This is a genomic window from Lactobacillus sp. B3795 (assembly GCF_026535805.1).
GTDB lineage: Bacteria > Bacillota > Bacilli > Lactobacillales > Lactobacillaceae > Apilactobacillus > Apilactobacillus kunkeei_C.
Genome location: NZ_JAFNPE010000005.1, coordinates 217,150 through 240,288, shown reverse-complemented (window position 1 = coordinate 240,288; position 23,139 = coordinate 217,150). Strand labels below are relative to the sequence as shown.

Genomic DNA, 23,139 nt, shown 5'->3' with positions numbered 1-23,139 from the left:
TTTATATAAACTTTGAATTTATCCGCATAAATTGAGATAATATATATAAATCAAAATGAACGAGGGATAAAAGTGAAACTTTACTTTGTAAGACATGGAAAAACTGAATGGAATCTAGAAAGTAGATATCAAGGTGCCGGAGGAGACTCCGAATTGTTGCCGGAAAGCTATAAACAAATGGATCAATTAGGTGAGTACCTAAAAGATGTTAAGTTTAGTCATGCTTATTCCAGTCCAATTAAGCGTGCGCGCATTACCGCTTACCGCGTTATCCAACACTTCCATCGCAAACCTCAATTGAGCCTATGGAACCGATTTGAAGAGTTTCATTTAGGTAAGATGGAAGGCCAAAAGTTTGACGATGTTAAAAAACAATTTCCGCAAAGTTTTGACAATTTCAGAAATCATCCAGAAAAATACGATGCCGACGAAATTGGTGGAGAGAGTTTTAATGACGTAATTAGCAGAATGCAGTATGCTATTAAACGTGTTGTAAATGAAAACGATAATGAAGATAACGTGATTATTTTCAGCCACGGTGCTGCCTTAAACGCACTAATCAATTCACTTTTGGGTGTTGAGATTAAGGATTTAAGAAAACGTGGTGGACTAGCTAACACTAGTACAACCATTCTAGAAACAACCGATGGCGGAAAGTCATTTGAACTAGTAAGTTGGAATAATACTGAATATCTTACAAAGAAAACTGATAAAACTGACGTAATTTAATATGTAGGTGATTAAAATGGATCAAAAGTCTGAAGAAATTAAAGAAAAGCAACAAGCTGTTGAAAAGAAACGCGAAGAACAACAAAAAAAAGCCGATGAAACTCTTCATAAATTAGTTGAAGATATCGATAATCATCCAGATGATTACCGTACCTACTACGACTTAGGAAGTTTTTTAGTTCAATTACATAACTACACCCAAGCCGAAGAACTAATGATGAAAGCCTTAGGTTTATTCGCTGACAGAAGTAAGAAGGCCAAAGAAACTTTGGTATACGGACTAGGTAATGTTTACTATGCAGCCGGAGAATACGATAAGGCGATTGAACAATTTAACAACCTATCTGACGGTGATATGAAGACTGATGCTTACATCATGTTGGCACAAAGCTACATGGCTAAGGAAGATTACAAAAAAGCGGTCGTATTCGCGCTAACCGCACAAGGTTTTAGAAGACAAGACCCAGAAATAAACTACCTATTAGCAAGTAGTTTATTGGCGTTGGGAAACTTTAGTGAAGCTGCAGAATTCTACGATAAGGTCCTACAAGCTAAACCAAAGGATGGTAAGGCTAATTTTGACCGTGGAATCGTCGCAATGGTATTGGAAGAAGATTTTAACCAATACTTTGAAATCGCTAAACGAGAAGATCCTAAGTACTTTGATAAGGGTCAAAAACGTCTAGCAGATATCGAAAAGTTTATTCAAGTAAAAAATGGTAAAAAATAAGGGGAGATAAGCCGTGGCAGAATCAATGAATTTGTTCTCAGTAGACGACAATGACGAACATATTGAAGACAATCAAGAGCTATTTATAAAAGGTAAAGTTGCGGCTACTTTCTTTGAAAGTCCCGATAGCTTCTTTAAGGTGCTATTGGTAAAAATTTCTGAAACAAATATTTCAGATTGGCATGAAGATGAAATTGTAATTACTGGTAATTTTGCGGATATCGCTGAAGAAAGCGAATATCAATTTTATGGTGAATTAGTCGACCATCCCAAGTATGGAAAGCAATTCAAATCAGATAACTATCAGAGCACTGTTCCAACTTCAAAAGAGGGACTAGTGGAATACTTATCTGGTGACAATTTTCCGGGAGTTGGTAAGCAAACCGCAAAAAGAATGGTGGATGCTTTGGGCACCAATCTAATTTCAGACGTGTTGGAGAACAACTCATTATTGGATCGAGCTGGATTATCCGACAAACAAAAATCAACTGTGCTAGAAACATTAAACAAGAACAATGGGATGGAACAGGTGATTATTGGATTAAACAGTTATGGGTTCGGAAGCAGTCTATCTTCTGCAATCTATAACAAGTACAAGGGTGACACCTTAAAGATAATCCAGGAAAACCCATACAAGTTGGTTGAAGATATCGACGGTGTTGGTTTTAAAAAGGCCGACGATATTGCCAAACAAATGGGGATGTCTGCAAACAATCCTGGAAGAATTCGTGCGGGGCTAATTTCAGCCCTTAAGACGCTTTCTTTACGTAATGGGGATACTTACACTCAAACTGGTCCAATCCTCGAAGAAACGCTAAAATTATTGAATAACGGTAATGCTGAACCAGTTAGTGGTGAAGACTTATCCGCTCAATTTTTAGAGCTAGCAAAGAACCAAAAGATTGTTGGTGAAGAAGACCGTGTTTACTTAAAGGAATTATATGATGATGAATGGCGCATTGCCGAACACATCAGTCGAATTATCAAGAATCCGGTCGTTAAGAAATTTGATGACGAGACAATTGATAAGAAGATTCGTTTAATCGAAAAGAAACTAAATATTAGCTATGACGAATCACAAACCAATGCGTTAAAACAAGCCATCAAGTCACAAATGTTCCTATTAACTGGTGGTCCCGGAACTGGGAAGACCACTATCATCAAGGGAATCATTTACTTGTACGCTTATTTAAATGACTTATCCTTGGATATTAACAAGTACAAGGAACGTGAATTTCCAATTCTTTTAGCAGCACCAACCGGTCGAGCTGCGAAGAGAATGCAGGAAACCACAGGAATTCCCGCCAGTACTATTCACCGTTTACTTGGATTAAACGGTTATGAAGATAGTGATGAAGGTACCCAAGACATCGAGGGTGGCTTGTTAATCGTTGATGAAATGTCGATGGTTGATACCTTCTTATTCAGAGCGTTAGTACGCGCTATTCCAAACCAAATGAAGGTTGTCTTTGTTGGTGATAAGGACCAATTGCCATCAGTTGGACCAGGTCAGGTCTTCACTGATTTATTGAATTCAAAGAGAATTGATAGCATGCAATTGACCACCATTTACCGTCAAGATAGCAACTCAACCATCATTCCGTTAGCTCACAGTATTCAACAAGGAAAACTACCTGATGACTTTAATGATAAGCAATCAGACCGTAGTTTTATTCCTTGTAATGCTAATCAAATGAGTTCGGTAATTGAACAAATTGTTAAACGTGCTAAACAAAAGGGATTCAGTGCAACAGACATTCAGGTCTTATCACCAATGTATCGTGGTAACGCAGGAGTTAATCATTTAAACGAAGTTATTCAACAAATCATGAATCCTAACAACACCGATAACCAGGTCGAATATCGTGGCATTCATTACCGTTTGGGCGACAAGATTTTACAACTGGTAAATAGTCCAGAGGATAATGTTTTCAATGGTGATATTGGTCAAATTATTGATATTGAAAAGGGTAGTAAGCAAAGCCAAGATAAGATTACGGTCGCCTTTGATCAAAGCGAAGTAACTTATCAACGTAAAGATTGGATTCAAATCACATTGGCCTACTGTACAACCATCCATAAGGCTCAAGGTAGCGAATTTAAGATGGTCATCTTGCCAATTGTTCCTCAATTTACCAAGATGTTGAAGAAGAACTTGTTGTACACAGCGATTACCCGTGCCAGTGATACCTTGATTATGATTGGGGATTACAATTCATTCCTATCATGTGCTCAAAGTGAATCTGACAACAGAAATACTAGTTTGATGCAACGCATTCAATCATTGTTGGATGGTGAAGTCAAACCAGTGACAACATCTGTCAACGACCAAAGCAGCATCGTTAAAGAAGTTGCTGAAGAAAAGAAGGCAGAAACACCTGTTGATAATAAACCGGTGGAAGCACCTAAAGATGATGCAGTTTCAGATACTACGCAAAACAATGTGGCAACTGATGAAGATGAGGAATCACCTTTTGACGAGGCAACATTCGATGATAAACCAAAATCATATCGCTTAACTAAGGACATGATTTTATTGAACCAGGTTGATCCGATGATTGGGATGCACGGAATCAAACCATAATTGTTATATCAATTTACAGTTTTTGTGGTAAAATTTAAGCATTAAAAGAACTCGAGAGGAGCACTTTCATGGTGGAGTCAATGGATAATAAAAATATGAAAATCTTTTCCTTAAGTTCTAACAGACCGTTAGCAGAAAAGATTGCCCAAACTTGTGGACTTAAGCTTGGTGAAGCAACAATTAATCGTTTTAGTGATGGCGAAATTCAAATCAAAATTGATGAAAGTATCCGTGGGGATGCCGTATACATCATTCAATCACTAAGTGAACCAATTAACGCGAATATCATGGAATTATTCATCATGATTGATGCTGTTAGAAGAACTAGTGCAAAATCTATTAATGTGATTATTCCATATTATGGTTATGCTAGACACTCTGCTAAGAAGCGTGAAAGAAAGGCAATCATTGCCAAGTTAATCGCACGTGTATTAGAAAGAGCTGGAATTGACCGTGTGTTAACTCTTGATTTACATGCCGCTCAAATCCAAGGTTTCTTCAACAAACCAGTTGATAATCTAAAGGCTGATAAGTTAATGGCTAAGCACATGTTAGAAAACTACGATTTAGATAACGCCGTTGTCGTTTCACCGGATCATGGTGGAGTGGGAAGAGCCAGAGGTTTTGCAGGATTAATCGATGCACCAATTGCAATTATTGATAACAGAGATCCTGAAAATGATGCGCACATTCCAACATTCATCATTGGTGATGTTAAGGACAAGGTGGCCATTGTGGCTGATGACATGATTGATACTGCTTCACGTGCGGTAAAAGCAGCAAACGTTTTAGCCAAGAATGGTGCTTCAGCAGTATATCTTGTTACTACACACGGTATCTTTGCTGGGGATGCAATTAGACGTATCGAAGAATCACCAATTAAAAAGGTGATTGTATCCGATTCAGTTTACATCAGTGACGAAAAGAAAATTGATAAATTAGACATCGTGTCTGTAGCAGATTTAATGGGTAAGGCAATTTTACGTATTCATAACAACAAATCTGTTGGTAAATTATTTAGATAGAAAGTTCACCCGTGATTGGGTGGGCTTTTTTGTTTACTTGTTTTCTTGCTTTGAAGGACAATAATATTTAAAATATAGATGTAGTATTATGAAAATTGAGGTGTTTAAAATGTATAAAGCTTCAGATGAACGATACGATAATATGAAAATCAGAAGAGCCGGAAACTCCGGTTTACAATTACCCGCATTATCATTTGGAATGTGGCATAGCTTCGGTGACGACGCCAACTTTAAGGACAGTCGCGAAGTAATGCTAAATGCTTTTGATAAAGGAATCTTTAGTTATGATTTAGCAAATAACTACGGACCTGGTTCAGGAGCAGCTGAAAGAATGTTTGGTCAAGTCTACAAGAATGACTTGAAGCCATATCGTGATGAACTAGTGATTACTACTAAGGCTGGTTACCACATGTGGCCTGGACCATACGGTTCATTCTCAGCTAGAAAGACTTTGATTGCCGCATTGGACAGATCACTAGAAAGAATGGGTCTAGACTACGTAGATATTTACTACAGTCACCGTTTTGACCCAAACACTAGTCTAGAAGAAACTGCCGAAGCATTGGACAGTACTGTTAGATCTGGTAAAGCGTTATATGTTGGTATCTCTAACTACAATGGTGAACAAACCCGCGAAATCATTAAGTACTTCAAGGAATTACACACACCATTCGTTGTTAACCAAGCATCATACAACATGTTAAACCGTTCTGCTGAAACAGACGGCACTATCGATGCGTTAAAAGAAAATAACGACGGTTTAGTTGCTTACGGTCCATTGGCTGAAGGAATCCTAACTGATAAGTATCTAAATGGATTACCTGATGACTTGAAACTTCACTTTACTAACAGTTTCATGATGGAAAATAAGGATGAAGTTGTAAACCGTTTAAACCAATTAAATGAGTTGGCTAAGAACAGAGACCAAACACTAGCTCAAATGAGTTTAGCTTGGTTATTACACGACCCAGTGGTAACAAGTGTTGTTACTGGTGCATCTGATCCTAAGCATTTAGATTCAAACCTAAAGGCTTTAGATAACCTAGACTTCACCGAAGATGAATTAACACGTATCAACGAAATTTTGAAAAAATAAATTAAAAAAAGAGGAGCAGTCGTAAAAGACTGCTCCTTTTTTATATGACAAACATGGTTTAAATGCGTTATAATAGTAAATTGTTTTCAATCGTTTAAAAAAGGAGAGATAGAATGAAGGATTCCGCTAAAAAGCTGAATTTAACGGAACTAATTGGTTTAGTTATTGGTTCAATCATTGGTGGAGGAATCTTCAACCTTATGCACGACATGGCATCACAAGCTGGTGTTGGGTCAGTGATAGTTGGTTGGATTATCACAGCCATTGGGATGCTTTGTTTAGCATTCACATTTCAAAATTTAACTAACAAACGACCAGATTTACAAGCTGGAATTTACAGTTTCGCAGATGCTGGATTTGGTCACTATATCGGTTTTAACTCTGCATGGGGATACTGGTTATCAGTTTGGTTAGGAAACATTAGTTACGCAACTCTATTGATGAGTTCACTAACTTACTTCTTCCCAATCTTTGATAACGGCCATAATTTAGTATCATTTATTGCTGCTACCATTATTCTATGGGGTGGCCACTTCCTTGTGTTAAGGGGAATTCATTCAGCATCATTTATTAACACAATTATTACTATTATCAAGTTGATTCCAATCTTCTTGTTTATCGTTATTATGATTACTGCATTCAAACTAAATGTATTTACTAGCGACTTCTGGTTAATGCATGGTAAACCATTTAACTTCTCAGATATGTTGGGACAAGTTAAGAGTACAATGCTAGTTACTGTCTTCGTATTCTCAGGTATCGAAGGGGCGGTAATCTTCTCAGGATACGCTAAGAAACGAAAAGACATTGGTAGAGCAACAGTTCTTGGAATTGTTGCCGTAACCATGATTTACATGTTGGTAACATTACTTTCATTTGGTGTTATGCACCAAGCTCAATTATCACAATTGGGTCAACCAGCCATGGCAGATTTATTACAACACGTCATGGGTAAGTGGGGTGCCATCATCGTAAACATTGGATTAATCATTGCCGTATTGGGTGCATGGTTATCATGGACAATGTTTGCTGCGGAAGTTCCATACGAAGCTGCAAAGGTTGGATCATTTCCAAAATTCTTTGCTAAGGAAAACAAGAACGGAACCCCAGTTAATTCACTAATCTTTACTAACGTATTGGTTGAATTATTCATGGTTTCATTCTTCCTAGCATCAAGTGCTTACAACTTGTTCCTATCAATTTCAAGTTCAGCGGTATTAATTCCTTATGCGTTCTCAGCATTATACCAAGTTAAGTATTCTTACCTTGATAAGGGTGCTAGCGACCGTAGACGCAATTTAATTCTTGGAATTATCGCCAGCGCATATTCCATTTGGTTGATTTATGCAGCTGGATTAAACTACATTCTATTGACCACTATCTTGTTTGCGGCAGGGCTACCAGCTTATTGCTACCTACAAAAGGTCGATAATAAAAAAGAGCGTATTTTTACCAAATTAGAAAAATTATTAGCGATTGCATTGGTTATTTTAGCCATCATCGCTATTTACGAACTAGTTACTGGTGGAATTACCATATAAAAAAAGAGTGATTAATATCACTCTTTTTTTAGTATATAAATGGATATTTTGTTTTACGGTATTCGATATCGTAAAAGCGGCTTCCCAATGTTTCACCATCGGCATGAGCGTATTCCAAAGATGGAATTTCAACATGAATGTTATCGCTTCTAATTCTAAAAGCAGACTTAACTTTTAATTCACGTTTGAATAACACACGCATGATTACGTAGCATAGTTGGAAAATGTTTTTTCTAGTTAAGACTAGTAATTCAATGTCATTATCATTGTCATGATTTAAAGCAGTCACCATGAATGCCTTTTTAATCTTATGTTTTTCACCGTTAGCCTTAATATCTACAGGGAATGTGCTTAAGTTGTAGATAGTAGGGAAGATTGAAAGGTAGTATTCGATTCTGGTCTTTAAGTTGATCTTATGTGAAATGAAATTGTTTTTTAGATTGAAGACGTTGGCATCTAAACCAATTCCCAAATTGTTTAAGAAGATACCACGTTGTTTTTTAATGTGTTCATCGAACAAACAAATTTCATGATTTTCAACATGATGATTTTTGATTTGTTCAATGAAGTTATTATTCATGTTATGTTGTTGCTTCATGTGGGTGTAGAAGTTATTGTTAGCTCCGGTTGGAATAATCAATACGGGTACGTTTGGAATTGATTCATTCTTTGATTGAGCAGCATGAATGCCTTCGATGGTTTCATGAACTGTTCCATCTCCACCAATCACAATAATGGCCTTAGGTAATGAGTCACTTCTAAATGATGTAACTAAATAATGCGAAATAATGGATACGCAGTGAAGAGGGCGTCTAGTAATTTTTAGACGGTACTTAATATCGTTTGCGTCCAATTGCTTTTTAATTTCGGGCCATTGATGTTTAGCTCTTCTTTTATTAGCCACTGGATTGAAGATGACTAAATAATCAGTGTTCAACTTAAATACTCCTTTCTATGTAAAAATAAAAACGAATTCAATTAAGAATTCGTTTTTAATAAGCATCAATTTGAAATTATTTTTTATTCATAATTAACATTGGTAAAATCAAAGGATGTCTTTCGGTCTTATTATATAAGAATTCTTGTAAATCATCGATGATAGCGTTTCTGATGCTTGATTCGTTGGCATTCTTGTTACGCATAGCACGACGAATAGTTCTAAATACTAATCGTCTTCCTTCGTCTAGTAATTGACCAGACTCTCTCATATATACGAAACCTCTGGATAGTAAGTCAGGACCAGATTGAATTTCTTGATCTTTTAGGTTAATTGTAGCGACTACCACAACTAGTCCTTCTTCAGATAATAGTTGACGGTCACGTAAAACAACGTTTCCGATATCACCAATTCCGTTACCATCAATGTAAACATCTCCGGCAGCGAAGTGACCAGCAATTCTAGCTGAATCCTTAGTTAGTGCTAAGACATCACCATTCTTCATAATGAAACTGTTTTCCATTGGAACACCACATTGTTCCGCTAGTTCAGTATGAATTTTTAACATTCTGAATTCACCGTGAATAGGCATGAAGTATTTTGGTTTCATTAAACTAAGCATAAGCTTTTGTTCTTCTTGTCCACCGTGACCAGATGTATGGATCTTGTTAATCTTACCATGAATAACTTTAGCACCAGCTTCTTCCAATTCGTTGATAACACGGTTAACACTAACCTTGTTACCAGGAATTGGGTTACTTGAGAATACTACAGTATCATTTGGTTGGATTGCGATTTGTCTATGAGTACCATTAGCAATTCTGGAAAGGGCAGCCATAGTTTCACCTTGAGAACCTGTACATAAGATAAGGGTCTTTTCGGCTGGAAGAGATTGTAATTCTGAAGCGTCAACGAATGTACCATCAGGAACGTTTAAGTATCCTAATTCTTGTCCATTAACAATTGCAGCTTCCATACTTCTTCCGAAAACAGCAATCTTTCTACCATGTCTTAGAGCAGCGTCACAAGCTGTCTTAATTCTTGAAATATTTGATGCGAAAGTCGCAAAGATGATTCTTCCAGTTTCTTCATCAAAGATGTGTTCAACTGCAGAACCAATCCAACTTTCTGACTTAGTCCAAACAGGTCGTTCAGCGTTTGTGCTATCCGACATTAGACATAGGACACCTTCGCGTCCCAATCTTGCCATTTCTTGTAAATCAGGCGGCTGTCTCGTAACAGGGGTCAAATCAAACTTGTAATCCCCGGTTTCGACAATCACTCCAGAAGGGGTATGAACCGCGATTCCCAAAGTGTCAGGAATTGAGTGGGTTGTACGGAAGAATGAAACTTTTGTCTTGTTAAACTTTAAGACGGTTTGTGGATTAATTTCATGAATTTCAGTACTTCTCAATAATCCATGTTCTTCTAACTTGTTCTTGATTAATGCTGACGCCAATGGACCAGCGTAAATGGGAACATTTAAATCGCGGATTAGGTATGGAACACCACCGATATGATCTTCATGTCCGTGGGTGATAACTAATGCTTTGATTTTGTCCTTGTTTTTTACTAGGTATTGATAATCAGGGATAACGTAGTCGACCCCTAATAAATCATCCTCTGGGAATTTAATCCCTGCATCGATTAAGATGATTTCATCTTGAAATTGAACACCGTAAGTGTTTTTTCCAATTTCACCAAGTCCACCAACGCCATAAATAGCTGTTTCGTTATTTTTGACGTTTAGTTTGTTCATAATTATTTAAACTCCGTAATTTTAAAATCTGGGCTCTTTTGTTCGTAAGCCAAGTGATTACCTTCAAGAGGTTCAATAAATTCAATGTTGTGATCAGTGTTCTTGTCAACAAGTTCTCTTGCTTCAATTTCTGTATCACAGTCTAGATAAAGTGATTTTGTGAATTCTCTCTTAGGATTAGCCTTAGTATCTTCTTGGTATAAAACTTTAAATATCATAAAAATTAAAATCTCCTTCTATGTTTTTTTTACCGATCGATTGTGTAATACACATCTAATTGTTTTTAATTTTATCATATTAATAATGATAAGTATAGTAACCAATAATTTGATAAAATGATAGAATAAAATCAGATAATATTTACAAGGAGGCGATGATTTTGCCACTTTTTGTAGAAATTGTAATTGGCTTTATTGTCGCTGTTATAGCGTACAATTTGATCCATTATTTCTTCATTACACGACCAATTGACAAAGGTCACAATCAAACATTAAAAATATTAAATGGATTAGTTAATAACCTCTTAGAAAAGGGAAAAAATGAAATTATAGAAGTTCATGATTTGTCCAATATTTGGGGAAGAAACATCTACGCGTTCGAATATGTGATTTCTAAGTGCCAAACTGACGAATTAAACGATGAACTAATCAATCAAATTAAAGAATCAATTAACGAAGCAAATCAATCGAAAAGGTTTAACCATGAAGTGGTGTTAACCGATTCGTTTGTGAGGGACAATCAAGTCCACGTCGATTTAGCATACCTATTAAATGCAGCGACGTATGAGTACGTGTTAGATATGCGCCAATTAAATAAGGTAAATTAAAAGACCTAACAGAATGTTAGGTCTTTTTTGATTATTCGATGAACAAGTCATTGTCCACTTTTGAGAATGGGTTTTCTTTATCAACGTGATCGTAGAATAGAGTTCCGTGTAAGTGATCAATTTCGTGTTGGCAAACAATCGCAGGATAGTTTTTAAGTCTAACTGTGTGTTCAGTACCTTCAACGTCTTGATACTTAAGGGTAATTCTAGCAGCACGGTGAATGAAGCCGGGGACGTCTTCGTCAACTGATAGACAGCCTTCACCTTCAGTGATAGCACATCTTTGAACTGAGCTTGATAGGATGACAGGGTTGATAATGACATCCTTAAAGATTGGTTCGCCTTCACCTTCAAAGTCGTTTGGCACTAGTACAGCAGCCATCATTTCTGATACACCAACTTGAGGTGCAGCTAGACCAACTCCAGCTCTTAATTTATATTTGGCACAAAGTTCAGGATCTTGACTTACTTCAAGATATTCCATCATGTCTTCAGCTAATTTTTTATCTTCCGCGCTAAGTGGGAATTTAACTTGTTTAGCTTGTTGTCTTAATACTTTATTTCCATCGCGAACGATGTCTTTCATTAGTATCACTTAAATGACCTCCCAAAAAGTTTATTATTGTATTATAACATAATAACGGAAATTATATGATACTAATATGATACATAAGAGTTGCTTATTTTTAGAAAATGGTATAATTACAGATACTAAATTAAACGGAGGCTCATTATGAAAACTAATTTGGTAGTTGATGGAGAGCAGCGAAGAATTGAATCACTAATCGAATTCATGATTTTAGTGGATTATCCAGTTAACCTAACTATCGCAAATTTAAAGATGAATGATTTTATCAATCAACTTCAATCCAATTTGCTATGTGAACATTTTGAAGTCAAATTAGCGGATGACAAAATGGATTATCATGACTTTGACGGGTACATGTACCTATATGATTTTCCAAAGGAAACAGTTGAAGAAAAAAGCGAAGTTACTTCATTCTTATCACCTTACTTAGATCACTTTAGAAAGTCACTAAATCAAGTTATTAAGGAAGGGTTTAGCGGAAAGATTATTGTTAATGGTTTTCATGATGAAGTCTTCGCATACTTTGCAACCAAGTTTTCCGGTAAAGAAAATAACAAGGTTGTATCAACAGGGATGCTAGCAAAGACATTACTATTAAAACACGCACTACGTCGTTACTTTGATATCAGTTTATCCGATATTAACGTCAGTGTATTAGGTAGTGAATCCAAGAACTTAATCTCATGGAGTCGGGCATACATTGGTCAATCCCCAATCTTGGCCTACCTAGCCAACCCTAACAATATGTTTAGTACTGAAATTTTCGCCAAAGCAGAAGAGATTATTAATAAATCCGACACACCTTGTGACGAAGTAATCCAAGCAAAGGCAATTGGAGTAATCTTGGATGCCTTTTACATGGGTAACTCATGTTTAGCAAGTGTCGGACACGTTAGTCAAATAGATGGTAAAATAGCAGTGACAAGTGAACCAATCATGTTGAACCAAACCGGATTGGTTCCAACTGTAGAATTAGTATTATCTGACAAAGAAAAACAAGCTTTCGATGATGCCAAACAATATACTAATGAAATAATTGATGAAATTTTAGAAAGTAAGTAGGAATGATTATGAATAACTATTCTTATCCAATTTTTCCTGATTGGTCCAAAGAAGAATTAATGGACATGATGGCCTTATATAATGCTGTGGAAAGTGCATACGAAGACGCCAATGGTGTTAATGCTGAAAAGGTAGTCAAGCTATACAACCGTTTTAGAGAGATTAATCCAGCTAAGATTGAACAAAAGCAAATCGACCGTGATTTTCAAAGCATCTCCGATTACAGCATTTATAGGACCTTTCAAGCAGCCACTAAGGCTAAGACTAAAAACATAAGAATGTAATTTGTTTTAAGGAAGATATGTATGAATGATTTATGGTTAAAAAACGCAGACGAGGCAATTCAGTCTTGGTTTAAAGAAATTCGTGAATTTACCGTTAGTTCACTTAATCAGATTCATGATGTTTCCACTAAGTCTAGTCGAACTGATTTGGTTACCGATGTCGATAAATCAAACGAACAGTTCTTTATCAAAAAGATTAGGGAATTTGATCCAGAGGCTCACATCCTAGGTGAAGAGGGCTTTGGGGATGATGTTACCAATCTAGATGGCCACGTATGGATAGTTGATCCCATCGATGGAACAATGAACTTTGTAAAGCAACACAATCATTTTGCGATAATGTTGGCTTTATACATCGATGGCAAAGAAGAACTCGGCTATATTTTAGATGTTATGAATGACAAACTTTATCACAATTGGGATGGTAAAGTTTATGAAAATGATACCGAAATTAATCCACCAGAAGATATTTCATTATCAGAAGGATTAATGGGATTGAGCGGACCATTATTAATAAACAATGAGAAAAACATGCAAGCAATCTCTAAAGCTAGTGAAGGTGCCAGAATATATGGTAGTGCCGGCATCCAGATTATTGCCGTCTTGAAGGGAGAACTAGTGGGATATATTTCCACTTTAAAGCCATGGGACATAGCAGCTGGAAAAGTGCTTTGTGATACGCTTGGTATTAAGGTGTCTGATATTGACGGAAATATAATTGATGTGGTATCATCAGACATTGTATTGGTAGCGACGAAGATTGCACAAAAGGACATACTTAATATTGTTAAGTACAGTTCTGACTGTGACTGATGTCACAGTTTTTTTATGCAAATTTAATTATTTAATGTAATAAACTTGGTCCGAGTTGCTAAGTATTAAAGAAACAAATATTTATGCTTCGAAGGGAAGGAAACTAATAATGAAGACAAGAGACGATATTAGAAATATTGCTATTATTGCCCACGTTGACCACGGTAAGACAACTTTGGTTAACGAATTACTAAAGCAATCAGATACTTTAGACGAACACGTTCAAATTGATGATCGTGCCATGGATACTAACGATATTGAAAAGGAACGTGGTATCACAATCCTTTCAAAGAATACTGCCGTTAGATACCAAGACAAACAAATTAACATCTTGGATACACCAGGACATGCCGACTTCGGTGGAGAAGTTGAACGTATCATGCGAATGGTTGATGGTGTTCTACTAGTTGTTGATGCTTTTGAAGGAACTATGCCACAAACTCGTTTCGTTTTAAAGAAAGCTTTAGACCAACACCTAACTCCAGTTGTTGTTATTAACAAGGTTGACCGTCCAGGTTCACGTCCTAGTGAAGTAGTTGATGAAGTATTAGACCTATTCATCGAATTAGGTGCTGATGATGAACAACTAGACTTCCCTGTTATCTACACTTCAGCTATGAACGGTACTTCAAGTTACGATGAAGACCTATCAACTCAAGAACACACTATGAAGCCTGTATTTGACACTATCATCAAGGCTATTCCTGCTCCTATCGACAACTCAGACGAACCATTACAATTCCAAGTTGCTATGCTTGATTATGATGACTTCGTTGGTCGTATCGGTATTGGTCGTGTATTTAGAGGTACTATCAAGGTTGGGGATAACGTTACTGTTATGAAGCTTGATGGTTCAACTCAAAACTTCCGTGTTACAAAGCTTATGGGATTCTTTGGTCTAAAGAAATTAGATATCAACGAAGCTAAAGCTGGTGACTTAATCGCCGTTTCAGGTATGGAAGAAATCAACGTTGGTGAATCTGTTGTAGATCCATCAAACCAAGAAGCTCTACCAATCCTAAGAATTGACGAACCAACTCTACAAATGACTTTCGGTACAAACACTTCACCATTTGCTGGTAAAGAAGGTAAGTTTGTTACTGCTCGTCAACTACAAGACCGTCTAGAAAGAGAATTACACACTGATGTTTCTCTACGTGTTGAAGAAACTGACCAACCAGGTTCATGGACTGTATCTGGTCGTGGTGAACTTCACTTATCAATCTTAATTGAAAACTTAAGACGTGAAGGTTACGAACTACAAGTTTCTCGTCCACAAGTTATTATTAGAGAAGTGGATGGTCAACAATGTGAACCATTCGAATCAGTTCAAATCGATACTCCTGACGAATACTCAGGTACTATCATCCAAACATTATCTGAAAGAAAAGGTAACATGCAAAACATGGAAAGTGTTGGAAACGGCCAAACTCGTTTGACATTCCTTGCACCTTCTCGTGGTTTAATCGGTTACTCAACTGAATTCCTATCAATCACTCGTGGTTACGGTATCATGAACCACACATTCGATAGTTACCAACCAGTTATCAAGAACTGGAACCCAGGTAGAAGAAACGGTGCCTTAGTTTCAATTAACGAAGGTAAGACTACTACTTACGCTACTATGGGTATTGAAGACCGTGGTACTATCTTCGTAGATCCAGGTACTGAAGTATACGAAGGTATGATCGTTGGTAAGAACAGTCGTGACAACGATATCTCAGTTAACATCACTAAGGGTAAGCAAATGACTAACGTTCGTGCTTCTGCTAAGGATGAAACTGCTAAGATTAAGGAACCACAACACTTAACTCTAGAAGAATCACTAGAATTCTTGAACGAAGATGAACTTTGTGAAGTAACTCCAGAAAACGTTCGTCTAAGAAAAGAAATTCTAAACACTAACGAACGTGAAAAGCAAGCTAAGCGCAAGCGTCACAACAGCTAATACTTTAGTGTTTAATAAAAAGGATGGACATTTTGTCCATCCTTTTTTGTTGTCTTTAAAATACTAAAGCAAATAGTGTAGATATGCTATAATGTTAGTTATATTAAAAGGTTACGTTGGAGATGTAAAAATATGATACGCAAAATCGCCGAGTATTGGCACAAGTGGCATATATCAGAGCACTGGAAAAGAATGAAATTTAATATTAATGCAATGGACTACTACATATTCGTTCCATTTCTACTACTATCTGTAATTGGAATAATTATGGTCTATTCAGCAAGTTCAAACGTTGCAACGCAAATTGGTGGGACACCTACTGGATACTTAATCAAACAAAGTATGTTTGTGGTAGTCAGTTTAGTGATTATTATGATTTGTTTGGCGGGGAATAATCAATTCGTCAGAAAAGCTAAGTTTTTAGGAATCTTCTTTGTCGTATTGTTTATTGCCTTGATCTTGTTAAAGGCATTTGGACATTCAGTTAACGGTTCTGCCGGATGGATTCCAATCGGTCCTTTACATGTGCAACCAGCCGAAGTTGCCAAGGTATATATTATCTTGAGAATGGCTCAATTTTTGTCTTCTCGAGAAGAAGGAATCATTAACGGTGAAAAATCAAGAACACATGTCCAAGTTTTTTCGATTTTTGTTATGTTGTTCTTAGTTTTTATCCAGCCCGACTTGGGTGGTACCGTTATTAACTTAGCAATTATGTTTGCAATCCTATTTGGATCCGGAGTTAATTGGCGAGGTGCAACATTACTTACATCTGCTGGATTATTATTCGGATGGATATCACTAAAAATCTTATCCTTTGTATTTAAAGACGGAACAAGTATTTACCAAATCCAACGTATCACCGCTTACAGTAATCCGTTTAAATACGCCAACGGAATTGGACAACAATTGGTTAATTCTTACTACGCATTAAGTAATGGTGGAATCTTTGGTGTTGGTTTAGGAAACAGTATTCAAAAGACTGGGTACCTACCTGAACCAAATACCGACTTTATCATGGCGATTATCGCCGAAGAATTAGGACTAATTGGGGTATTGTTCATCCTATTCCTATTACTTACAATTATTGTTAGAGCATTCCAACTAGGTATTCGTTCCAACGATACATACGATACTTTAATTTGTTATGGTGTTGGAACATACATGTTAGTTCAAGCATACTTCAACGTCGGTGGGGTAATTGGTTTACTACCAATCACCGGGGTTACTTTCCCATTCATTAGTTATGGGGGATCTAGTATGTTAACCTTAGCATTGTGTATTGGAATGATTTTGGTAATTAGTGCAAAACAAAAAACTCAAAAAACTAGAAGAATCCGTTATTAAAGTGGAGGGAATTTTTTGACAGATACAATCGAAAACAGAAAAAGCCTAATTGTTTATGTTTATTCAACTAAACAAGTCAGACAATTGAAAAAATATGGCTTAATATATTATGTCTCACAAAAAATGCACTACGTGGTTATGTATGTAAATGCTGATAACTACGATTGGATTAAAGAAAAAATTAGTAGTTTAAAAATTGTGAAGAAAATTGAAGAAACACCTTACGAACAACTTTCCAGTGAACTATCACTTGAAGGGGACTTCGAAGATGTTGACGATGATGAAGATTATTAAGGAGTTTGGATAAATGAGAGTTGTTTCAGGTAAATTTGGTAGTCGAAGCCTTAAACCTGTGCCAGGTAGTAAGACAAGACCAACAACCGATAAAGTGAAAGAATCCTTATTCAATATGATTGGCCCATTTTTCAATGGTGGGTCATTTTTAGATTTATACGCAGGTTCTGGTTCGGTCGCAATCGAGGCTGTATCTAGAGGGATTGATAGTGCGGTATTGGTAGACCACCAATATCTAGCCATCAAGACAATCAAAGAAAACGTTATGATGACCAAGGAAATGGATGCCTTTAGAATTTACAAGATGGATTCAGACATGGCATTAAATCGTTTTGCTGATCAAAATGATAAGTTTGACTACATTTTCTTGGATCCACCATACAAAGACCAAAAGATGGTCGACCAACTACATATCATTAAGGAAAAAGAATTGCTTAATGAGGATGGAATTGTCATTTGCGAAACCGATGATAACGTTGTTTTAAAAGACGATGTAGAAGGTTATGACATGGTCAAACAAAAGAAGTATGGAATTACCATTATTTCTATTTACAGAATAAAGAGGGGATAGTTATGACAAAAGCAATCTTCCCGGGAAGCTTCGACCCGTTGACTAAGGGACATCTGGACTTAATTAAGCGCGCAAGTAAGATGTTTGATGAGGTCGTCGTTACTGTGGCCAAGAATACCAGTAAAAATGGTGTCTTTAGTTATGATGAAAGAATGAGTTTAATTAAACCCAACATTGAAGGAATTGAAAATGTCTCAGTTACTTCTGCTGACGGATTAACAGTTGATCTTGCCAAACAGGTAGGCGCAATCGTAATTGTCAGGGGACTTCGTAACTCCAGTGACTTTAATGCCGAAAGCTCAATTGCTTCAATGAACTACAACTTGGATAACACAATCGAATCAGTCTTTTTGATTACACGTCCTGAGTTTCAATCTGTTTCATCTAGTTTAATTAAGGAAATTGCTCATTTTGGCGGAGATATTACTCCCTATGTACCACAAAACGTTGCTACGGCATTGAAAGAGAAGTTAAGTTAATGTTTAAAAATAACAGACGGAATAAATTAATCGCACTCTTTGTGGCAATTGCTGCACTTGCGATTTTTGTTAATATTCCATTTCTACCAAAGTATATTGAAAGTCCCGGAACAGCCCCTAATTTAAAACCAGTTGTTTCAATCAAGGGACACAGTGATAAGTTCAAAGGTAAATTCATGTTTACCACGGTGAGTGAATCACAAGCATCAATTGCATCATACGTTGTTGCTAAGTTCAATCCACACCAAACAATTGAAAGCATTAGCGATGTAACTGGTAACCAAGATCAACAAAGTTACATCAATCTGCAAAATGTTTACATGGAAAGTGCAATCAATAACGCAATTTATAATGCCTTTCACTACGCCAAAAAAGATGTTTATTTGAAATATCGTGGTATCTACGTGCTGGCAGTTGATAGTAAGTCTAACTTCTACAATCAAATTAAAGCTGGTGACTCCATTGTTTCTTTGAACGGGCATAAGTTTAAGAGCTCTGCGCAGTTTAGAGACTATGTAAAATCCAAGAAGATTGGTTCAAAGATGACCTTAACGATTTACCGTAATAAGAAGAAAATTCAAATTACCAGAAAACTGTATAAGCTAGCTGGTACCAACCAAGCTGGAATTGGGATTATTTTATCTGATGACAATCAGGTTTCTACCAAGATTCCAATTGATGTTAACCCAGGTGAAGTTGGTGGCCCATCTGCCGGATTGATGTTCTCACTTCAAATCTATGGGCAACTAACTCAACAAAACATTAGACACTCGCAAAATATTGCGGGGACTGGAACCATTGATGAAAATGGGAACGTTGGTGAAATTGGCGGAATCGATAAGAAGATTATCGCGGCCAGAGATGCTGGCGCTAAGTATTTCTTAGCACCATACGTTAAACCAACCAAAGAAGTGCTTAAGTATGAAGATCAACATATGACCAATTACCAACTTGCTGTTAAAACAGCGAAGAAGTATGCACCAAACATGAAAGTTATTCCGGTAACTTCATTCAGTGATGCTTTAAATGCATTGAAGAAAATAAAATAAAAGGAATGTAATTGAATAAATTACATTCCTTTTTTCGTATTTAAGTTTTAGAAAGGAGGAAACGGTGAATAAGATATTAGATTTTTCAACGCAGATAAAAGAAATAATTGATGAACATGCATATAAAATTTTGATTGGTCTATTACTAATCGCTTTTAGTTTAGGGTTAGTTATTATTTTAATCATGAATCAAAACAGCAATGACGCTAACAACGTAGCGACTGATTATTCGGAACAAAGTAGCGTCGGGGCTTCATCCTCGTCTTCTCAAAGCCAAAGTAGTGCTTCGGAAGAACTATATATTGATGTTAAGGGTGAGGTTAAGCATCCGGGCGTCTACCAAATCCCATCCAACAGCCGTGTTACCGACGTCATCAAGGAAGCGGGCGGCTTTAAGGCGGATGCCGATGAACAAAACGTTAACCTAGCCAAGGTATTAAACGACCAAGATGTCGTCGTTGTTAATAAAAAGAGTGCGGCTGGTAGTTCATCGTTTGCTAGTTCGAATAATACGACCACCAGCAGTTCTGCAAATAACGTCAAAGTTAATTTGAATACTGCAGATTTAAATGAACTTCAAAAACTCGATCGCGTGGGTGAAAAGAAAGCGCAAAAGATAATTGATTATCGAAACCAACACAATGGTTTTCACTCAATCGACGAAATCAAACAGGTCAGTGGATTCGGGGATAAGACATTTGAAAGATTAAAAGATTCTTTAGAAGTGTAATCTTTGCTATACTATGAATAGTAGTAAAAGAGGGAGAGTAATTAATTATGACTAAACACAGAATTCCATGGGATCAATATTTCATGCTACAAGCTGTTTTACTTTCAACACGTGGCACCTGTAACCGCCTTTCTGTTGGAGCAACCATCGTAAGAGATAAACGTATTATTGCCGGTGGTTATAACGGATCAGTTACAGGGGATGAACACTGTATTGATGTTGGGTGTTACATGCGAGACGGCCATTGCTTAAGAACAATTCATGCAGAAATGAACGCCATTTCTCAATGTGCCAAATTCGGTGAATCAACCGATGGTTCAGAAATCTATGTAACTGATTTCCCATGTCTTTCTTGTACCAAAGTATTATTACAAGCGGGAATCAAAAAGATTAACTACCTAAGAAACTACCACAATGATGAATATGCATTGTCATTAATTAAACAAAACAACGTCGAATTGAACCAAGTAATCTTGGATGAAGAAACAATCAAACAAATCGAATTTAGCTCTTATTTACCAAAATAAATTAATAATTTATATATTTTTCCATCGATTTCGATTGGAATATTAAGCATTATTTTCTTTGGTGATTTAAAGCTCGGTCTACTGCTTTTTTGTCTATGGATGATTCGGATCATTCGATTAAAAAACGCATTAGTAATAAAAATAACCACCGTCATGGTGGTTATTTTTTGTTTGGCTTGCTGGTATAGATATAAACAAAATCAAGCTAATCAAATTCAAGGACAACAAACGGTAACGCAAAGCGTTTTAATTTATCCAGATAATATTAAGTACAGTGACGACTCGTTTTATAGTATCGGCACTATTACTGATACCGGTAAACAGATAATGGTCTACGGTAATGACGCAAAGAGGGTAAAGCAATATTTAAGGCCAATTGCCATGAATGTGTCTGGAGTCGTCCAGCCATTTGATGAGGCTAGAAACTTTAACCAGTTTGGTGCCAAAGAATACTACGAGAGTATGGGTATCTACAGTCGATTGACCGTTAAGCAGTTAAATAGTGTAGAAGAACAACATCGGTTTTCAATCATTGATATTCTTCATTATTTACGGATGAAGATGTTGAAATACACGAACCAATTACCGCATCCATTGAACCTCTATGCCAGCAGTCTGCTTCTAGGCGTCATGGACAATTCATTCAACGATGAACTATCAGGCGTAAAGACATTGGGGCTCATTCACTTATTTAGTATTTCCGGGTTGCATGTCTTTTACATCGTGAACCTTTTGAAAATGATACTGGGACTATTCCGTGTGACCAGGGAGAAGGTTCGGTGGGTGACCTTGATATTTCTGCCAACGTACTTCGTCATTGCTGGATCATCGATTGGATTGATGCGGTCAATATTAACGGTTGAAATTGGCATTATTGCATTAATGATAAAGAAGCGATTGACCGGTTTGGATGTCTTTTCGATTACCTTGATGGTCAATTTAATAATTGAGCCGGAGATGTTGTTACAGTTTGGTTCACAACTAAGTTACGCTCTGGCATTCGGCTTGATTTATACGAATAAAATGAAGCCGCTCAAGCAAACGGTGATGATGAACTTAGTCAGTTTACCCTTTATTATCTACAAGCTATTTCAGTGGCACGCACTGACGATGCTAGCCAATTATCTGGTGATACCAATATTTTCGGCGTTAATTATGCCAATGATATTAATCGCGGTCATTACGTACCCAATTTCTGGATGGTTTAGTTCAGTGGTGGCGTTGATATTGAATAGCTTTGATAATGCAGTCAATTGGCTGGGGGCTTTACCAGGGCAGATTAATTTTGGTAAACCCAATCTGTATGTGGCAACGCTTCTTCTAATAATGACACTGTTGGTAATCGACAGGGTCAGTTTTAAAAGAGTGTCGATGCTACTATGTATGTATCTAATCACGTTTATGTATATCCACTATCCACTGCAGGGTGAGGTATCCTTTTTCGATGTTGGCCAGGGTGACAGTATCCTAATTCGTGAGCCGTTTAACCGTTCAATCACTATGATTGATACAGGTGGTAAGTTACAATTTGGTCGCAGGCAAAACAATAAGGTAAATTATCAAGCAGAAAAAACGTCGATTAATTATTTGAAAAGTATCGGTATCAGCCATCTTGATAATCTAGTATTGAGTCATCAGGATGCTGATCACACGGGGGATGTTCCCGCAATCTTAGCGGATTTAAAGGTCGACCGGATTATTGTCGGGGATGGCTTGCAGAATAATCCATCGATAATGAGAAAAATCCGTCCTTATTTGAATAAAACAAAGTTAGTGTTAATTAAAGCTAACCAAAAGTTACCTGATTTTCCGTTTAACATTTATCATCCCTTTGTAAGTGGCCTCGGTAAAAACGAGGACTCGGTCGTCTTGGGCACAATCCAAGGAAATCGCAGTTGGTTGTTTATGGGTGATCTACCATCAAGTGGTGAGAGTGACCTTATGCAAAAATATCCGATGCTAAAAGCGGATTATTTAAAATTAGGGCATCATGGTAGTGATACCTCCAGCAGTGATGCTTTTTTAAAATTCATTCATCCCAAAATTTCAATTATCTCCGCCGGTAGGAACAACCGTTATCACCATCCAAGTGTTGCAACGCTTGAAAGATTAAAGGATAATAATTTAGCATACGTGAACACACAAAAACAGGGTATGATATCATATAAATATGGATTATTAGGAAATCACTGGATATTTAAATTGCAAGGGGAATAGTA

At 36.8% G+C, this 23,139-nt stretch carries 23 protein-coding genes; 19 read left to right on the top strand and 4 right to left on the bottom strand.

Going from position 1 to position 23,139, the window contains the following annotated elements; all coding sequences use genetic code 11:
* Nucleotides 1–72 precede the first annotated feature (72 nt).
* From J3U50_RS03010 to arcD, 6 genes are all read left to right on the top strand, one after another.
* Nucleotides 73–729: a histidine phosphatase family protein gene (locus tag J3U50_RS03010; protein WP_081006902.1), complete on the top strand. Its 657-nt coding sequence runs from the start codon at nt 73–75 to the stop codon at nt 727–729.
* A 16-nt stretch (nt 730–745) separates the two neighbouring features.
* Entirely contained in the window at nt 746–1,459 is a 714-nt protein-coding gene (locus J3U50_RS03005) for a lipopolysaccharide assembly protein LapB (RefSeq protein WP_301945537.1), read from the top strand.
* A gap of 13 nt (nt 1,460–1,472) precedes the next feature.
* Nucleotides 1,473–4,043, top strand: coding sequence for an ATP-dependent RecD-like DNA helicase (locus J3U50_RS03000; protein ID WP_301945536.1), 2,571 nt, complete (start codon nt 1,473–1,475; stop codon nt 4,041–4,043).
* Nucleotides 4,044–4,111: 68 nt separating this feature from the next.
* On the top strand, nt 4,112–5,068 hold the full coding sequence (locus tag J3U50_RS02995; protein ID WP_301945535.1) for a ribose-phosphate pyrophosphokinase: 957 nt from the start codon (nt 4,112–4,114) through the stop codon (nt 5,066–5,068).
* 109 nt (nt 5,069–5,177) lie between these two features.
* The gene (locus J3U50_RS02990; protein ID WP_054608255.1) at nt 5,178–6,164 is read left to right on the top strand and encodes an aldo/keto reductase; all 987 of its coding nucleotides are present in this window, start codon (nt 5,178–5,180) and stop codon (nt 6,162–6,164) included.
* Between the two features lie 113 nt (nt 6,165–6,277).
* Complete coding sequence (arcD, locus tag J3U50_RS02985) at nt 6,278–7,705, top strand: arginine-ornithine antiporter (RefSeq protein ID WP_301945534.1); 1,428 nt, start codon at nt 6,278–6,280, stop codon at nt 7,703–7,705.
* A 28-nt stretch (nt 7,706–7,733) separates the two neighbouring features.
* Here the strand turns inward: arcD and J3U50_RS02980 are convergent, their stop codons facing one another.
* The 3 genes from J3U50_RS02980 to J3U50_RS02970 form a co-directional block, all read right to left on the bottom strand.
* The gene (locus tag J3U50_RS02980) at nt 7,734–8,642 is read right to left on the bottom strand and encodes a diacylglycerol kinase family protein (protein WP_301945533.1); all 909 of its coding nucleotides are present in this window, start codon (nt 8,640–8,642) and stop codon (nt 7,734–7,736) included.
* A 76-nt stretch (nt 8,643–8,718) separates the two neighbouring features.
* A complete protein-coding gene (locus J3U50_RS02975; protein WP_034531767.1) occupies nt 8,719–10,401 on the bottom strand; it encodes a ribonuclease J in 1,683 nt (560 codons plus the stop codon).
* Between the two features lie 2 nt (nt 10,402–10,403).
* Complete coding sequence (locus J3U50_RS02970; RefSeq protein WP_301945532.1) at nt 10,404–10,619, bottom strand: DNA-directed RNA polymerase subunit epsilon; 216 nt, start codon at nt 10,617–10,619, stop codon at nt 10,404–10,406.
* A gap of 344 nt (nt 10,620–10,963) precedes the next feature.
* On the opposite strand from J3U50_RS02970, the gene J3U50_RS02965 reads away from it, so the two are divergent.
* Complete coding sequence (locus J3U50_RS02965) at nt 10,964–11,227, top strand: hypothetical protein (protein ID WP_301945531.1); 264 nt, start codon at nt 10,964–10,966, stop codon at nt 11,225–11,227.
* A gap of 31 nt (nt 11,228–11,258) precedes the next feature.
* Here the strand turns inward: J3U50_RS02965 and def are convergent, their stop codons facing one another.
* Nucleotides 11,259–11,822, bottom strand: a complete 564-nt coding sequence (gene def, locus J3U50_RS02960; RefSeq protein WP_034531763.1) for a peptide deformylase — start codon at nt 11,820–11,822, stop codon at nt 11,259–11,261.
* A gap of 138 nt (nt 11,823–11,960) precedes the next feature.
* On the opposite strand from def, the gene J3U50_RS02955 reads away from it, so the two are divergent.
* The 12 genes from J3U50_RS02955 to J3U50_RS02900 all read left to right on the top strand — a co-directional run bounded on the left by J3U50_RS02955 (nt 11,961) and on the right by J3U50_RS02900 (nt 23,137).
* The gene (locus J3U50_RS02955; protein ID WP_054608251.1) at nt 11,961–12,878 is read left to right on the top strand and encodes a hypothetical protein; all 918 of its coding nucleotides are present in this window, start codon (nt 11,961–11,963) and stop codon (nt 12,876–12,878) included.
* A gap of 8 nt (nt 12,879–12,886) precedes the next feature.
* Nucleotides 12,887–13,162, top strand: a complete 276-nt coding sequence (locus J3U50_RS02950; protein WP_301945530.1) for a UPF0223 family protein — start codon at nt 12,887–12,889, stop codon at nt 13,160–13,162.
* Between the two features lie 21 nt (nt 13,163–13,183).
* Nucleotides 13,184–13,975 carry an inositol monophosphatase family protein gene (locus J3U50_RS02945; RefSeq protein WP_301945529.1) on the top strand — a complete coding sequence of 264 codons (792 nt, stop codon included), beginning with the start codon at nt 13,184–13,186 and terminating at the stop codon, nt 13,973–13,975.
* 109 nt (nt 13,976–14,084) lie between these two features.
* Complete coding sequence (gene typA / locus J3U50_RS02940; RefSeq protein WP_034531758.1) at nt 14,085–15,923, top strand: translational GTPase TypA; 1,839 nt, start codon at nt 14,085–14,087, stop codon at nt 15,921–15,923.
* Between the two features lie 192 nt (nt 15,924–16,115).
* Nucleotides 16,116–17,270 carry an FtsW/RodA/SpoVE family cell cycle protein gene (locus J3U50_RS02935; protein WP_301945528.1) on the top strand — a complete coding sequence of 385 codons (1,155 nt, stop codon included), beginning with the start codon at nt 16,116–16,118 and terminating at the stop codon, nt 17,268–17,270.
* 15 nt (nt 17,271–17,285) lie between these two features.
* On the top strand, nt 17,286–17,564 hold the full coding sequence (locus J3U50_RS02930; RefSeq protein WP_034531756.1) for a YlbG family protein: 279 nt from the start codon (nt 17,286–17,288) through the stop codon (nt 17,562–17,564).
* A gap of 13 nt (nt 17,565–17,577) precedes the next feature.
* Nucleotides 17,578–18,135, top strand: a complete 558-nt coding sequence (gene rsmD, locus J3U50_RS02925) for a 16S rRNA (guanine(966)-N(2))-methyltransferase RsmD (protein ID WP_301945527.1) — start codon at nt 17,578–17,580, stop codon at nt 18,133–18,135.
* A 2-nt stretch (nt 18,136–18,137) separates the two neighbouring features.
* Nucleotides 18,138–18,614, top strand: a complete 477-nt coding sequence (coaD, locus tag J3U50_RS02920; protein WP_301945526.1) for a pantetheine-phosphate adenylyltransferase — start codon at nt 18,138–18,140, stop codon at nt 18,612–18,614.
* Nucleotides 18,614–19,663 carry a SepM family pheromone-processing serine protease gene (locus J3U50_RS02915; protein ID WP_301945525.1) on the top strand — a complete coding sequence of 350 codons (1,050 nt, stop codon included), beginning with the start codon at nt 18,614–18,616 and terminating at the stop codon, nt 19,661–19,663. The genes coaD and J3U50_RS02915 overlap by 1 nt, the downstream gene beginning before the upstream one ends.
* A gap of 64 nt (nt 19,664–19,727) precedes the next feature.
* A complete protein-coding gene (locus J3U50_RS02910; RefSeq protein ID WP_301945524.1) occupies nt 19,728–20,393 on the top strand; it encodes a ComEA family DNA-binding protein in 666 nt (221 codons plus the stop codon).
* 47 nt (nt 20,394–20,440) lie between these two features.
* The gene (locus tag J3U50_RS02905; RefSeq protein ID WP_301945523.1) at nt 20,441–20,920 is read left to right on the top strand and encodes a ComE operon protein 2; all 480 of its coding nucleotides are present in this window, start codon (nt 20,441–20,443) and stop codon (nt 20,918–20,920) included.
* Between the two features lie 171 nt (nt 20,921–21,091).
* Nucleotides 21,092–23,137: a DNA internalization-related competence protein ComEC/Rec2 gene (locus tag J3U50_RS02900; protein ID WP_301945522.1), complete on the top strand. Its 2,046-nt coding sequence runs from the start codon at nt 21,092–21,094 to the stop codon at nt 23,135–23,137.
* Nucleotides 23,138–23,139: the final 2 nt, after the last annotated feature.

Coding starts and splice junctions, on each gene's coding strand:
- J3U50_RS03005 (WP_301945537.1), top strand. CDS start 746: ATGGATCAAAAGTCTGAAGAAATTAAAGAAAAGCAACAAGCTGTTGAA.
- J3U50_RS02995 (WP_301945535.1), top strand. CDS start 4,112: ATGGTGGAGTCAATGGATAATAAAAATATGAAAATCTTTTCCTTAAGT.
- J3U50_RS02990 (WP_054608255.1), top strand. CDS start 5,178: ATGTATAAAGCTTCAGATGAACGATACGATAATATGAAAATCAGAAGA.
- arcD (WP_301945534.1), top strand. CDS start 6,278: ATGAAGGATTCCGCTAAAAAGCTGAATTTAACGGAACTAATTGGTTTA.
- J3U50_RS02975 (WP_034531767.1), bottom strand. CDS start 10,401: ATGAACAAACTAAACGTCAAAAATAACGAAACAGCTATTTATGGCGTT.
- J3U50_RS02970 (WP_301945532.1), bottom strand. CDS start 10,619: ATGATATTTAAAGTTTTATACCAAGAAGATACTAAGGCTAATCCTAAG.
- J3U50_RS02955 (WP_054608251.1), top strand. CDS start 11,961: ATGAAAACTAATTTGGTAGTTGATGGAGAGCAGCGAAGAATTGAATCA.
- J3U50_RS02950 (WP_301945530.1), top strand. CDS start 12,887: ATGAATAACTATTCTTATCCAATTTTTCCTGATTGGTCCAAAGAAGAA.
- J3U50_RS02945 (WP_301945529.1), top strand. CDS start 13,184: ATGAATGATTTATGGTTAAAAAACGCAGACGAGGCAATTCAGTCTTGG.
- typA (WP_034531758.1), top strand. CDS start 14,085: ATGAAGACAAGAGACGATATTAGAAATATTGCTATTATTGCCCACGTT.
- J3U50_RS02935 (WP_301945528.1), top strand. CDS start 16,116: ATGAAATTTAATATTAATGCAATGGACTACTACATATTCGTTCCATTT.
- rsmD (WP_301945527.1), top strand. CDS start 17,578: ATGAGAGTTGTTTCAGGTAAATTTGGTAGTCGAAGCCTTAAACCTGTG.
- coaD (WP_301945526.1), top strand. CDS start 18,138: ATGACAAAAGCAATCTTCCCGGGAAGCTTCGACCCGTTGACTAAGGGA.
- J3U50_RS02915 (WP_301945525.1), top strand. CDS start 18,614: ATGTTTAAAAATAACAGACGGAATAAATTAATCGCACTCTTTGTGGCA.
- J3U50_RS02905 (WP_301945523.1), top strand. CDS start 20,441: ATGACTAAACACAGAATTCCATGGGATCAATATTTCATGCTACAAGCT.